At 41.9% G+C, this 13,383-nt stretch carries 10 protein-coding genes; 2 read left to right on the top strand and 8 right to left on the bottom strand.

All coding sequences use genetic code 11. The features are described from left to right. The first annotated feature begins 989 nt into the window (after window positions 1-989). A complete protein-coding gene (locus V7K73_RS16180) occupies window positions 990-2,552 on the top strand; it encodes an ammonium transporter (protein WP_334881619.1) in 1,563 nt (520 codons plus the stop codon). Between the two features lie 338 nt (window positions 2,553-2,890). On the opposite strand, the gene V7K73_RS16175 is transcribed toward V7K73_RS16180, so the two are convergent. The 6 genes from V7K73_RS16175 to V7K73_RS16150 all read right to left on the bottom strand — a co-directional run bounded on the left by V7K73_RS16175 (window position 2,891) and on the right by V7K73_RS16150 (window position 9,718). Continuing rightward, the gene (locus V7K73_RS16175) at window positions 2,891-3,940 is read right to left on the bottom strand and encodes an aliphatic sulfonate ABC transporter substrate-binding protein (RefSeq protein WP_334881618.1); all 1,050 of its coding nucleotides are present in this window, start codon (window positions 3,938-3,940) and stop codon (window positions 2,891-2,893) included. Between the two features lie 485 nt (window positions 3,941-4,425). Continuing rightward, window positions 4,426-4,644 (bottom strand): hypothetical protein, encoded by a 219-nt coding sequence (locus V7K73_RS16170; protein WP_334881617.1) that lies wholly within the window; start codon window positions 4,642-4,644, stop codon window positions 4,426-4,428. Window positions 4,645-4,681: 37 nt separating this feature from the next. After that, a complete protein-coding gene (locus tag V7K73_RS16165; RefSeq protein WP_334881616.1) occupies window positions 4,682-5,776 on the bottom strand; it encodes an aliphatic sulfonate ABC transporter substrate-binding protein in 1,095 nt (364 codons plus the stop codon). A gap of 292 nt (window positions 5,777-6,068) precedes the next feature. Continuing rightward, window positions 6,069-7,250 (bottom strand): acyl-CoA dehydrogenase family protein, encoded by a 1,182-nt coding sequence (locus V7K73_RS16160; RefSeq protein ID WP_334881615.1) that lies wholly within the window; start codon window positions 7,248-7,250, stop codon window positions 6,069-6,071. A 498-nt stretch (window positions 7,251-7,748) separates the two neighbouring features. Then, complete coding sequence (locus V7K73_RS16155; protein WP_334881614.1) at window positions 7,749-8,078, bottom strand: ferredoxin family protein; 330 nt, start codon at window positions 8,076-8,078, stop codon at window positions 7,749-7,751. After that, entirely contained in the window at window positions 8,075-9,718 is a 1,644-nt protein-coding gene (locus V7K73_RS16150) for an FAD-binding protein (RefSeq protein WP_334881613.1), read from the bottom strand. Before V7K73_RS16150 ends, V7K73_RS16155 begins: the two co-directional genes overlap by 4 nt. A gap of 681 nt (window positions 9,719-10,399) precedes the next feature. Here V7K73_RS16150 and V7K73_RS16145 point away from each other — a divergent pair. Then, window positions 10,400-10,597: a hypothetical protein gene (locus V7K73_RS16145; protein WP_334881612.1), complete on the top strand. Its 198-nt coding sequence runs from the start codon at window positions 10,400-10,402 to the stop codon at window positions 10,595-10,597. On the opposite strand, the gene V7K73_RS16140 is transcribed toward V7K73_RS16145, so the two are convergent. Together V7K73_RS16140 and V7K73_RS16135 are read right to left on the bottom strand one after the other, a co-directional pair. Next, window positions 10,594-12,408, bottom strand: a complete 1,815-nt coding sequence (locus V7K73_RS16140) for an iron uptake porin (protein WP_334881611.1) — start codon at window positions 12,406-12,408, stop codon at window positions 10,594-10,596. The two genes, V7K73_RS16145 and V7K73_RS16140, sit on opposite strands and share 4 nt — an antisense overlap. Before the next feature lie 543 nt (window positions 12,409-12,951). Further along, complete coding sequence (locus tag V7K73_RS16135; RefSeq protein WP_334881610.1) at window positions 12,952-13,134, bottom strand: hypothetical protein; 183 nt, start codon at window positions 13,132-13,134, stop codon at window positions 12,952-12,954. Between the last annotated feature and the right edge of the window lie 249 nt (window positions 13,135-13,383).

Raw genomic sequence — 13,383 nt, 5'->3', positions numbered from 1 at the left:
TGCAATGGGGATTTTAACCCCACCACAAAACTTGCCGCTTGATAGAAGCGGGGGACTTAAACCCACGGACAGCAGTTAAAGATAAGTAAAAGGCAGGTAAGCTAAAAAACAAATAAGCTTGCATAACCCTTATTAAATATAACTCTTGTAGGGTGGACAGGAAAGCCCGCCCAGGTTATGCAATTTTATTTGTGGAACAGCTTGATCCCACCTTCTGCAAATGAATAAACATATTCTGGCTAATAATTGCATATCCCCTTGACGAAAATATGACAAAATCATGACGAAAGTGTGACGAGATTGATGAGGCTGTGAAAACAAAAGTAACAAGTTATTAAATTGTTGTATATAAAATTAATAACATTCTGAATGTTTCTATCTTAATATCGGGAAATACTGATACTGTAAAGAATACAGTGGTTATATCTGATGTGGCAGGAGTAACTTTATGCGACATCCTGACCAAAAACTGTATTAAATAATACAGTTTTTTATCAGAAATAAATAAACAATTAGTCAAATTTATCACTTGATTCCTGTAAAGTCACATTCAGATTTCTCACACTATCAGGATTTTTGATATTAGAAAAATGTGGTTAGAGACTTACAGAAAAACTCCTTTTTTGTTGTTGATGGTGCCGCAACTATCGCAACGTGATAGGCTATCAGTTTTGAGACAATGACGCTCAAGTTTATTTGACATAAATACTTCAGATTATTCCTCAAAACCTTGACTGACAATTGAGCTTTTAGTTGTTTAAAAATATTTACCTTGATGGAGGTTTTACTTAGTGGGTAACAAGAGAAGCAGACTAGAAACTATCTTATTTAACGCTTGTAGTTCTTTGGTAAAAAACGGTCGAAATTGCCTCAATCTATTTGGCTATTTAGTAACAAGCTTTATTGTATTTTTCGTTAAGGCGGGATCTACCCCAGTCAAGAAAGGCTTTTTCCTCTTTAAGCATCAGCAATTGCCCAAAAGGAAGAAAATGCCTCTTACTGTTGGGGAAAGTCAGCAAGTTAACAAGTTGGCACGATTGGGACAGCGTTTACGTGATCCAGAGTGGAGGCGCTACGGTTACTTACTACTGCTGGGCAAGGCAATGGCTATCATGATGCTATTCATGGTATTTGCCTTCATCCCCAATTTGATGGAAACACCAGCTTTGGCAGCCGATCCAGTACTTAAAGGCAATGACATCGTTAACCCGATTAATACCCTCTGGACTCTGCTAGCGGCCTTCCTAGTATTTGCAATGCAGGTAGGTTTTACAATGCTGGAAGCAGGTTTCTGTCGCTCTCGTGAAACCGTCAATGTCTTGATGGAATGCATCGTTGACACCTGTCTTTGCGGTTTATTGTTCTATGCATGGGGCTTTGCCTTCATGTTCAGTCATGGTAACGGCTTGATTGGACTGAATTGGTTTTTCTTGCAAGGTGCGCCTGCGACTTATGAAAGTACAGGTGTAGCGTTTCTGGCGTTCTGGCTGTTTCAGTTCGCCTTTGCAGATACCTGCTCAACGATTACCTCGGGGGCAATGATTGGGCGAACAGGGTTTATTGGTGATCTTCTCTACAGCTTTGGCGTTTCTGGATTCATCTACCCAATTATCGGACACTGGGCTTGGGGGCCAGACGGCTTTCTGGCAACGATGGGCAGCAAAGACGGTTTCCTGCCCTTCTTGGGAACTGGCTTCCATGACTTTGCAGGCTCTACAGTTGTTCACACCATTGGGGGATTCATTGCCCTGGCAGGTGCGATCGCCCTCGGGCCGCGTTTGGGTCGTCGGTTTAAGCGCGACGGTGGCGGGCCGATGTTACCTCATGACCTTGTAATTGCTGCTTCCGGGGGTCTGATTCTGTGGTTCGGGTGGTACGGTTTCAACCCCGGCTCGACACTCTCGGCCATGGACTTTGTGGGGACTGGACGGGTTGCCGCTAATACTACCTTGGCAGCATGTGCAGGCGGTCTGTCGGCACTGTTTTTTGGATATCCGAAAACACAAAAGTGGGATTTGAGCTTCACAGTCAACGGTTTCTTAGCGGGTTTGGTTGCGATTACTTGCCCTTGCTATTGGGTGAATCCAACAGGTTCTATCATCATTGGGGCGGTAGCTGGCGTAGTTGTCATTCTAGGCATAGACCTTTTGGAATGGCTGAGGATTGACGACCCCATCGGTGCAGTTCCTGTACATGGTTTTTGCGGAATTTGGGGAACGTGGTCGCTGGGCTTGTTTGCCACTGGTGAATTCGGCTCGACTGGCCCCATCTCACCTGATGTCTCTGCAACCTTAAGAGGTCTGTTTTATGGTGGGGGGATACAGGTTTTGAGCGCACAAGTTATCGGCAACCTAATTATTACTGTATCTACATTTGCTGTGGCAATGGGGTTGATGTATTTGGTAAATTTGACCGGGACACTGCGTGTGTCGAAAGAAGGCGAATTAGAAGGTTTGGATTTACACGAGCATGGCATACCAGCCTACCCTGAATATGTCATTAGTACATCAGCGAACCCTGACAGCTTTCCATTAGAAGAAGTGAATAGATAGAGAGTTTTGCCAAGCGCACCCTAAACAGAGAAAAGTGCCAAAAATCCATCAGTCTTCATCCCCATCACTCGGTGGGGCTTTTTTATGGAGAAAAAGTCGGTAAATGTGTAGTTGGCATCACCGTGCTAAAGAAGGTTTTTTGTACATTCGATTATTTCAAGTGCCTGAAACAAGGATTTTTCGTTCCAACTAGATCAAAACTGGTAGAGCAAGCAAATCTATACTTTCAGGACTAACCCTCTTTTCCCAGAATGACAGAAGAGGGTTAAAGTCAACGACTCCCTCACGAGAGCCGTTGCCCGCCCGATCGTGATAAACCTGCCTCTACCTGTTTACCTTTACTTGATATTATTAGGTGCGATCGCTTGATATTGTAGAGTAGGAAGAATCGCTTGTTTGATATCTATCTTACGGGGGATGACTTTTTCTGCAAAATAGAAATCAGCAACGCCCTGCTGCTCGGCAACGATCGCAGGTGTCAGTCTTCTCAATCTATAAGCACTACGGCGTACCACCTTTTCTACAATTGATACATCTAATTTCAGTTCAGGAGCTAAATCGTTAGCAATTACGGTTGGGTTTTTTTCAGCAAATTCTCCTGCTTTCTCTGCTTCCTCTAAAAACACTTGCACCAATTGCGGATTTTGGGTGACAAATGCACGCCTACCAATATAAAACCCGCCTAGAGTGTTAATTCTTGCTGCATTTCTCAGATTACGAATCGGAATAGTACTTTCCACAACAGCTAACAAGGGATCGCCAGCCACCCAGGCGTCAGCCTTATCTTGAATAAAAGCGTCGCGGGCTTCAGATGGAGTCAAAGCAACGATTTGAATATCGCTAATTTTTAACCCTACCTCTTGTAAAGCTTTTGCTAGTAAATACTGTGCATTTGACCCTACCTGAAAAGCAATTTTCTTACCTTTAAGATCCGCTACTGTCTTAATGGAAGAATTAGCTTTCACTACAATACCTTGGTTTGCACCGTTGGTGGGCGTGCGTCCAGCAATATAGACAAATTCAGGGATGCTTGTGGTTGCAGCTTGGGAAAATATTGGAGGTGTCTCGCCGACATTGCCGATATCCACCTTACCTGCATTCAGCGCTTCTATCAATTGCGGCCCTGCGGCGAATGGCCCAACCCAATTCACAGTTACACCCAATGCTTTGAAACGTGGTTCAACAACTTTTCTAACCTTGACAATATCACCAGAACTTTGATAAGCCAAGTTAATTACTTTGGCGTTAAATTCGGATTTTGTCTGTGCTTGGGTGCTTTGTACAAGGCTACCTGCAAAGGGAGACAATAAAGCAAACAGTCCCAGTGCTGAATATTGGACAATACGCTTTAAAACTGTGCGGCGTTGTGGTTGAAATGGCTTGTTCATCAGTTGTAGTTTTCCTGGTAATTTTTAGCTTTTAAGTTGTCCGTCTTACTTTCTTTCAGCAAGTAAGATAATAAGAAGTCGTTATATCAACCTCCTAGAACACCAATTTAGGATTACAAATTGAGATTGCACTAATTGAACAAATCTCTTTTTGTGTTTAGTAAATTGGTATTCTAGTTTGTTTGAAAAAACTTAGCGTTATCAGTCTTACTTTCTTTCAGGAAGTAAGATAATTTGAAGTTGTTCTGTCAAGCTCCTAGAACACCAATTTAGTATTCCAACTTGAGATTGCGCTAATTTAACTAATCTCTTTTTGGTTTTAGTAAATTGGTATTATAGTTGGCTGGAAAAACAGCCTTCATATCTGATTAGTCTCTATTTTTCACTTATCAGTGTTGGTGGAGTAAGTAGGTAGGCAAGATAAAACCAAACTATGTAACGAAAAGTAAAATCTTTGTATTTGGCTCGTAGTTGCGCTGTCTTCGCTAAAGCGCAACTACGAGCCAAATTAAGATGTGGCGATGTCTGGCGACAAGCCGCTTCTCTGCGAGACGCTTTGCGAACGCGTCTACGCGCAAAGCTTGCTTAAGTTGTAATATGACTTCAGGTGCAATAGGTTGACTGGCATTAAGATTGGTAACTATGGCTCCCAAAGGGACATCAATATTCCTAATTTTAACCTCTGTCAAAGTCAAGGTAGGCATAATATTCTCCTGTGTTTTTATTTATTATTGGGGATAACTACTTATTAGCTAAAACCTCTGATGGAGTAATTTTGGCGTACTCTTCAGGTGTCAAAAACCCCTCTCTAACATTCACTTTCTTAGGGATAAGTCCTAAGCTGTACCACTTATCTGCAACTTGTTGTTGCTTGATAATAGTTTTTTCAGTAATTGGTACCAGCCCATAGTCATATTTATCATGCATTATTTCTAAAGTAGGTGGATCTAGCTGAGTTACAGGAGCAAGCAGTTGTGCTACTTCTTTGGGATGATTCTTAGTCCAAATTTCTGCCTTTTCTAGCTCCTCTAAAAACAATTTAATTACGTCAGGATGAGCCTGATAAAACTGGCGTGAAGTGGAGAAAAAGTTGCCAGTATCGCGCAACTTACCGCCATCTGTTAAAACACGAGCTATTTTATTTTCTACATTTCTAGTAGCGAATGGCTCCCAAATATACCAAGCATCCACCTTGTTCTGACTGAATGCCACATTTGCATCTGGCGGCGGTAGAAAAACTGATTGGACATCGCTCAATTTTAATCCTGCGTCTTCTAATGCTTTAACTAATAGGTAATGACCAATAGAGGCTTTCTGAAAAGCGACTTTTTTTCCCTTCAAATCGCTAACACTTTTAATCGGTGAGTTGACAGGAACTAAAAGTGAAATAGCTTTACCACTGGGGTGTGTAGTAGCTAGATAAACAAGAGGCGCTCCGGCTGCTTGTGAAAATACAGGAGGCGATTCGGCTGTAGATGCGATATCCAGCCCGTTTGCATTTAGGGCTTCTAGCTGTTGTGGTCCAGCCGCAAACTCAGCCCACTGTACTTTAAAACCCAGAGGCTCTAATCGCTTTTCTAAGGAACCCTGTTTTTCTAAAATTGCTAAAGCAGAAAGTTGTTTTGAACGTACAATCCGTACTAATTGCTTCTCTGTAGTGCTAGATAAAGCGACGGATTTTAGCGAACTTTCTGACTGTTGAGTGTTATTTTTTGCTTCACTACAACTTGATAGGGTTGTTGATAGCATTAAGCAGTAACCGAGAGCAAACAACAAGGAACGAGGTGTTGTTCTCTGGCTTTTTTTCAATTCAAACTTTCCTTGTAAAGCTGGCATGGGTTGTTTTATTGATTTCCCTCTAGGTAGTTAGAAAAATGATGATTAATTGCAATGTAAAAAACAAAAAATCTTATTTACTAACTTATTTTTTATAAATTTAAAAACTTTATTGATGAAATTAGGGAAGAGAGTGGGTATAACCCACCCTGCAACGACTCGAGGAACTTGAAACTTTAATAGTTAGGAGGAAAAATTTAGGAAGTGGAGTGAGAAGATCCCAATCCAATATAGTGCTAGTGGAAGATTAAAACTTGTGAGTGAAAGTCTGTTTTGTTCAATGCCCAATACCTTAAGAATATTGGGTGATAACAGGTAGTTGATCGTTGAGTACCCAATCACCGATCGCTCGCAATTTGTAGTCCACAGGATCGTGCAAGGTAAAGGTTCGCAAATCTCGCCAGTAACGGTCAAATCCATATTTAGTTGCTGTGGCGCGAGTTCCGGTAACTTCAAAAATGCGGTTGGTAATATCTATACCTACACGAGTAGCTAATGCCTTGGACGCGGAAACTGCGATCGCAACTTCTCCCCTCTCTTGATGAGTCAGCGATACATCCTTATCCCATGCTGCTTGCACCTTTTCGGCTGCTCGATCTGCTAGAGCGATCGCAGCTTGAATTTCCATCCACAAGTCACCGTAATGATGCAGAAGATATGGGTCTTGAGTAGCACTATCTACCCCCGATGTAATCCACGGTTTAGTAGTAGTTTTAGTATACTCACGAGCGGCGGCGAAGGCTGCTTTAGTAATTCCCAGATAAACATTGGTTTTTGTTAGCTGGGCAATAATCCCAAGAAAAGTTGAGAAGGCACTATCAGGAGGATTGGATGGGCCTAAAATCTCATCTTTCTCCACTAAAACATTATTAAATGTATAACTACTGCTATCAGTGCGACGTTGCCCGATGTTGTCCCAATCTTGATTAGAAACTAACCCTTCCCTGTCTTTGGAAATTATGAATATAAAGGGCAATTCTACCCCATCTTTTAAAGCGGAGAATACCCTAAAATCTGCAACAGAAATTCCTGTACCAAAGCTTTTAACACCATTAACCCGAAAATTATCACCTTCTGGGGTAATTTTCAGTCTAGTATCTCGCGTATTAATAGCATTTGCCCAAAATAAGTTATTTTTAGCAGTTTCTCTATAATATTTTTCCTTTTGGGCTGGTGTGCCGGAAACGTGACCCAAAGCCGTCAAATTGAGATGATTACCATACAACTGACCAATTGAACCATCAGCTTTTGATAGCTTTCTAACAATTTTTAAAGCATCAATCCAAGTTGCACCAATGCCACCATATTGCTTAGGCACAATCAGTGGTAATAAACCACTCTCACGCAGTTTATTAATTTCCTCTTCTGGAACTCCGGCTTGGGCATCCCTTTCAACTGCGGATTGGGCAAGTTCCTTGGATAAAGAAGCTGCTAAGTCAATGTAATCCTTTGGTTTTGTAATATCTAACACCATAATCAAATCATCCTTTTAGGCATTTTCAAGCAATAAATTATCCAAATAAACTCCAGACGCAGAGAACCCAGAGAGAAGAGGACATAGAGAGGATTTTTGCGTCAATTTTGGGATATTTTCTTAAACTCTCATTTCTCAGTGTCCTCTGCGCCTCTGCGGTTCGTTAGGAGAAATATAGAGTGGGCAAAGCCCACGCCTCAATTGATTGAGCAGATTTAATTTCACCTTGGTTACATCCTGTAGTTAGTAGCAGTAGGATACAAGCCACTGAGGTTGATAATTTTGAAGGAAGTTTATAGCGGTTCTCGATTGGTTGAAGTACAGTTTTGACCTCTCTCCTAAAAAGAGAGAGGCTTTGAATTTTTCCCCCTTAGAGCGACGGGAGGGGGTTAGGTCTGTCTGCATACCTGTACCTCACTGAATTGAAAAGGGCTATATTTTTACTGATAGAACCTGTTCCTACTGCGAACCACAGCATAACTTTTTTCTTTGCCGTACTTATTTGATCTGCTTCAAAATTTGAAATGTTTGATCGGCTTTTGCTGTTGAGGTACGTTTATGTCCCCAACCGATGTTTTCCCGGTAACTACCCAGTAGCCCAACTTCTGCTAATTCTGCCTCATTGACAGAAGTCTGCATATCACTTTCTGGTGCAACATAAAGAGCATCAACTGGACAATACAATTCGCACATATAACAAGTTTGGCAGTCACTCTGTCGAGCAATGGTTGGCGGCGCATTGGGTACTCTGTCAAACACGTTGGTTGGACAAATATTCACGCAGATATTACATTTTATGCACCGCGATTCGCTGACCAACTCAATCACACTGCTGCTCCTATTTTGGATTTTAGATTTTGGATTTTGGATTGAAAAATATCTTCTGTATTCAGTAAAGGTTGAGTTTTCACCCAGACTCGATCTAATCCGCCGCTAATCAGGTGATGTTGCTGGTTAGCATCAAGTTCTGGATAATCTAAATGTTTGTGCATACCACGAGTTTCTTTACGTTCAATGGCGCTGCTATACATCCACCGGGCTGTAGCTACCATCGCCGCAGCTTCTCGCGCTCTGGGAAGCTCTTTTTCTGATATTACCTGGCTACTACGGAGTTCTTGCCAAAGATGATTTAGCTTACCCAAAGACTCGGTTAAGCCTTTTTCTGTACGGAAATAGTTCTTTTCGTAGGGAAATACTTCAGCTTGGACTGCTTGAATAACTTCATCAGTTGCCAAGGAGCGATCGCTCCCACTTTGTAATATTACCTCTCCAACACCCTTAACTAGTCGTTGAGTTTTATGTTCTCCCAAACTGCGGCTATATTCAGCAGCCGATTTCCCCGACCAATACCCAGAAGATATTGCCCAAGCAGCATTGTGGCTACCACCGCCAGTAAATCCGCCACAAATCAGTTCGCGTGTAGCGGCATCTCCAGCCGCGTAGAGTCCCCGTACAGAAGTGCTACAACTCTCATCTACAATCCGAATTCCTCCCGTACCGCGCACAGTTCCTTCTAAACGCAGAGTCACAGGAAAACGTTGAGTAAATGGATCAATACCTGCACGGTCAAAGGGTAAAAAGAAGTTGGGCTGTGCTAAACGCATAGATGCCCGCATCGATTCTGCCGCTTTGTCTATGATGGCGTAAACTGGCTGTTGCAGCAATGTCTCGGCAATTACTGAACGTCTATGAGAACTTGCTCCCGGAATCACACTACCGTCTTCGTAGGTGAAGGTTGCCCAATTATAAAACAGGGTTTTGGTAACTGAAGAAAAGGCGGGAGAGATGCCATAAGCATTGGAGAATTCCATACCCGACATCTCAGCACCAGCTTCAGCCGCCATTAAATAACCATCCCCTGTCAGGACGTTGCATCCTAACGCTTTACTGAGAAACGCACAGCCGCCAGTTGCGATAATTGTGGACTGCGATCGCACTATCCATTTCTCACCAGTTTGACGATTCACACCTGTTGCACCAGCAACAGTACCATCGTCATCTACCAGTAGTTCTAAGGCGGGGCTGTTGTCTAAAATCTTGACTCCTACCCGTTGAATTTGCCGTCGCATCAGCCGCATATACTCCGGCCCTTGCAGCGATCGCCGATAGGGTTTACCTTCATCGTCGGTAGGGAAGGGATAACCCCATTCTGCTAACTGATTAACGTTGACATAGGTCTGATTCAATACCCGATCCATCCAGTTGCGATCGGATAAAAACCCACCCAACGATTCCCGACTTGCCTTTGCTGTTTCTCTTGCTTCGGGATCAGGTCGCACGTACCACACACCATTGCCAGATGCAGCAGCGCATCCAGTTGTTCCACAATACCCTTTATCTACAAGGATCACCCTAGCTCCACTTGATGCAGCGCTCCATGCCGCCCAAGTTCCAGCAGGCCCACCTCCAATTACAAGCACATCGCCTTCTAAGTCGAGTTCAAAATCGGTTGTTAACGTCTTCAGCATTTACAATTTCCCTCCATCGATAAAGTCTTTTGCATCAAGTCTTCACCCCATCGATGCTCCACACCATTTCATAAATCAGTTTGCCTACCTACTTGACGACTGACGAAAACACCAATTTAGTAATCCTGGAATAACCTCTCGCCTACAAAGGAAGTGGGCTGAAGGTTAGATTTTTAATTACTGAATCGAGAGTTTAGTAGCCTTAAATTGTGGCTCCTTAAGACAGGTTGCCACCAGATTGATTGCTAGTTACTACTTTAACTTGATAGATAAACCGTAGTTTTGGATATAACAAAGCTTTTCATAGTTTTCGATAAAAAGCAAGTATTTTATCAAACAAATTCAAACGTAAAGTTATGTTAAATAAATTTAGCTATCTAAATAGGCTTGTTTTTTTGCTTACTTTGTGCATATTACCAAGATACCGTGTCTGTACTTGCGAGTTAAGCCACTCCCTAAGATTTAAGAATCCCAGACTTTTCGATTAAACCAGTGTAGGTAGGTAAGATAAAACCAAACTATGTAACGAAAAGTAGAATCTCTGTATTTGGCTCGTAGTTGCGCTTTAGCGCTAAAGCGCAACTACGAGCCAGTAATGATTATTTACGCCCACTTGCTTAAGCAAAGTTTAACGAACTTTGGGGGTTTAAGTAAAGAGTCTCTACAGGCAGCACGAATTGAATGCCTCAATCTAAATCGCACGTTGTAATGCGAGTCGGAAGCCGTCCCCACAACAGCACTCAACTCTTAGAGACGCTTTGTGCGTTCGTCACAAAACGTAATTACGAATTACGAATTACGAATTACGAATTACGAATTACGAATTACGAATTACGAATTACGAATTATTTAATCAGTCCGGGGAGTCGCAAAGGTTAAAACCTAAAGACAGTACGAACCCAAGCAAATAAACTATCAGGATTGCTAGCATCAGAGTTCGGTGCAGTAATCCAGATCAAACCCGGCGTAACCTCAATATTATCTCCGATTTTATATTGATAGAATGCTTCAACGTGCAAGGAAGTATCCTTGTCCGCTTGTCCCGCACCTGCTCCCAAATCTACACCCTTAGTGAGACTAATTATTTTTGGCTCCATACCAACTAAAACCCCCCCTAAAGCACCTTCACTAAAAAGATCCGGGAATGCCAGTCCTACAGCCCAATCCATAGCTTCGCCATCTCCGCGCCCCAAATAGCGGTGTGCTGCATAACTTACCCACCCATTGATTGCCAACTTGGGATTAACTTGATAAAACGCCTGTAGACCATAAAGGTTACCTACAGTTCCCGCTCCAGCAACGGTGCTGTTTACCAGATTACTCCCGACTGCTGGGCCGAAATTTGTTCCACTAAAACCTAGAGTATTTGGTGGGCTATAGGTATTAACGTAAGTTGCCGCCACCCGAAAATTCCGATTAGAAGAGTAGTAGATTAACTGTGCTAAAGCTAAATACCTACCTGTAAATAAGCCATTATTAAATGTGGGATTGTTACCGTTTGGTGCGCTGTACGCTATCCCGAATTGAAGCTGTTTGCCTAATCCTTGGAGTATGGCAATTCCGGGGCCGGTATCTCCATAGTTATAGACCAAAGACCGCCGTGAAAATCGTGAAATTCCATTAGCACCAGTCGCAAAAGACGATTCAAAATATGGGTTAATCGGACCAGAAAGACCTATCTCACTAGCTCCATCAGACAAAGGATAAATGTTGACTTGGGTATTTGGATAAGGTAGAAACCGATAGCGAAGACCACTGAGAATAATCTGATTGCGTGCAAAAGTAATACTGGCGTTATCAGCAGTTCTCCCCTCATAAGTTCCCAATAATCCAGCTCTTGTTTGTCCCAATGATTCAATATTTCCACCTCCTATTGTTATAGCTAGTGAATCTTTACCGTTAAAACTGGTGTTTAACCGTAAAGAAGTTAAGCCTTGAAGTGTGGCATTGTGAGGTGCTGGTTTCTTAGTGACGACGTTATTACCCGTCAGAAGGTCGCCAACAACAATCTGCGCTCGACCTATAAGTGTGGTTGTGGTTGAAAACTGAGTTGCTTCTAAATTCGCAGTTCGCGCTTCCAAGCTATCTACATGTCCCCGAAGTTGAGCGAGTTCTGGAGAAAATTGTTCTTGTAGTTTTTTGAGGGTATCCAAGTCTTCTCGTTTGACTAAATCTCCCGTTGAAGTTGCTATTAGTTCATTGAGGCGATCTAAAGCTGCATTCAACCCAGCTGCAAATTCATAGCGCGTTAGAGAGCGATCGCCTTTAAATGTACTATCTGTATATCCCGCAATTACACCGTAGCGCTCAACTAGAGATTGTAATGCTTGAAATGCCCAATCTGTCGGCAAAATATCTGACAGTTGCGAGACGGATGTCACTTGTCCTACAGAATTATTTGGAGCTTTTTTATCACTTGGTGGTGCAACTTGCAACAATTGCGAGACAGGTGTCACTCGCTCTTGGAGATCATTTGCAGCTTTTTTACGAGTGACTGGTGCAATTGAAGTGTCTATTGTTTGATTGATAACTGGTTGTGCAGCTTTGTTATCTTCTAGTTCAGTAGTAGATACATCAGGTTTAGGCAGTTCAGCCTGACTTTTGGCTGGATAAAAAACCAGGATAGCTAGAATATCTAGCAACGAAAGCAGGAACAATATACATCTATAATTCCAGCGCAAATTCAACATGACTCCTTAACTCCTCAACCTTAAATCATGAATAAAGTAGCTCTCGATTAGACAGACAAATCTTTTATCTAAATGTTTTTACTAAAACCTTAGATTATAGACTTAGCAAAAGTTTTTTGGTTAGAAAAGTACAAGTTTCTGACAAATATCGAAACCAGTACTAAGCAATTGAATGGACAATGCAAAATTCGCAGCAACTATGAATTCTAACGCTTGAAAGAATCCTAGAAACTTCTTAGATGAGACAATCGCTGCTTTAGTAAAGACTTTTATCTTTTTAAGAAAAAATCAAACATAAGCTATAGAAACTGATACTTCTTGAGACATCGTAATGGCATTTTTTTGTTATGCTGTACAAAGTTAATCAATGGCTACTGACATTGACTAAAGCTTGATTTGGATGCAAGTTATTATTTGCCAATTAACATTAACTGAAAACACTAATTTGTAATCAGCTATATTTTGACAGCATTAATTGTTAAATAAATACGATAGCTCTATCGATTTACCGTACTTTGTAGAATTATCTTTGCATAGAGCTTGCTACAATGCAAGACCCAGTAATTTTCTATGAGGCGAAAATATGTCAAAATTCTTGGCTAAGTCAACTCCAGCAACTGCGATCGCTTCCTGTGTCGTAAGTAATCGCCGCAAATAGTCAGTAAAAATTAATGAAAAGCAGGAAATTGCCCAAGCTGTAGATAATTTGGGCTTCACAGGCTGCATACGTGTCAACTTCAGCCAAAAGTAGCTTAAGTGTTAGCTTTCTCACCCGCCTGGAACTAAAGTTCAAGGCTAATAGCTAAAGTCTACTGAAGTAGACTTCATATTTTTGGCTATATTTTAGTCATCTTAAGATGACTTTCGCTATTAGCAAGGAACTTCAGTTCCTTGGGGGACATACTTTTACGTTAAGTTGATACCTATGCACAAGCTCTTACCCCTCCTGTCCCCACCAACTGTCCTCTGCCTTTC

The sequence above is a fragment of the Nostoc sp. genome (assembly GCF_036916975.1).
Lineage (GTDB): Bacteria > Cyanobacteriota > Cyanobacteriia > Cyanobacteriales > Nostocaceae > Nostoc.
This window is presented reverse-complemented; position numbering and strand designations above follow the sequence as displayed.

Bases quoted from the DNA above. Each gene is read 5' to 3' on its own strand.
- V7K73_RS16180 (WP_334881619.1), top strand. From the start codon at position 990: ATGCCTCTTACTGTTGGGGAAAGTCAGCAAGTTAACAAGTTGGCACGA.
- V7K73_RS16175 (WP_334881618.1), bottom strand. From the start codon at position 3,940: ATGAACAAGCCATTTCAACCACAACGCCGCACAGTTTTAAAGCGTATT.
- V7K73_RS16170 (WP_334881617.1), bottom strand. From the start codon at position 4,644: ATGCCTACCTTGACTTTGACAGAGGTTAAAATTAGGAATATTGATGTC.
- V7K73_RS16165 (WP_334881616.1), bottom strand. From the start codon at position 5,776: ATGCCAGCTTTACAAGGAAAGTTTGAATTGAAAAAAAGCCAGAGAACA.
- V7K73_RS16160 (WP_334881615.1), bottom strand. From the start codon at position 7,250: ATGGTGTTAGATATTACAAAACCAAAGGATTACATTGACTTAGCAGCT.
- V7K73_RS16150 (WP_334881613.1), bottom strand. From the start codon at position 9,718: ATGCTGAAGACGTTAACAACCGATTTTGAACTCGACTTAGAAGGCGAT.
- V7K73_RS16145 (WP_334881612.1), top strand. From the start codon at position 10,400: ATGCCTCAATCTAAATCGCACGTTGTAATGCGAGTCGGAAGCCGTCCC.
- V7K73_RS16140 (WP_334881611.1), bottom strand. From the start codon at position 12,408: ATGTTGAATTTGCGCTGGAATTATAGATGTATATTGTTCCTGCTTTCG.
- V7K73_RS16135 (WP_334881610.1), bottom strand. From the start codon at position 13,134: ATGCAGCCTGTGAAGCCCAAATTATCTACAGCTTGGGCAATTTCCTGC.